Below are 227 nucleotides of genomic sequence, written 5' to 3' on the forward strand. Positions count from 1 at the left end.
TTCTACCTGTCACCAGCCTTCGCCGTCGCCTTCGGCGTGATCTTCCTCCGCGAGCAGATCAGCGTCGCCGCGATCCTCGGGCTCGGCGCGATCGTCGTCGGCTCCGTGCTCGCCGCGCACCGCAGCGGCCCGGCTGTTCCGTAAGTCTCTGCTGGCGCAGGGCACTGGCAGGCTTGCGGTGGGGCAGATGTTCGGGCCTGGGGGCGATAGTTGGGCCGCTATGATCA

At 68.3% G+C, this 227-nt stretch carries 1 protein-coding gene; it reads left to right on the forward strand.

Annotated features, from left to right (window positions below; genetic code table 11):
• Positions 1-6: 6 nt before the first annotated feature.
• Positions 7-144: a hypothetical protein gene (locus LPA42_RS34800; RefSeq protein ID WP_368859511.1), complete on the forward strand. Its 138-nt coding sequence runs from the start codon at positions 7-9 to the stop codon at positions 142-144.
• Positions 145-227 lie beyond the last annotated feature (83 nt).

It is taken from the genome of Micromonospora sp. DH13 (assembly GCF_020873825.1).
GTDB classification, from domain to species: Bacteria; Actinomycetota; Actinomycetes; order Mycobacteriales; family Micromonosporaceae; genus Micromonospora; species Micromonospora haikouensis.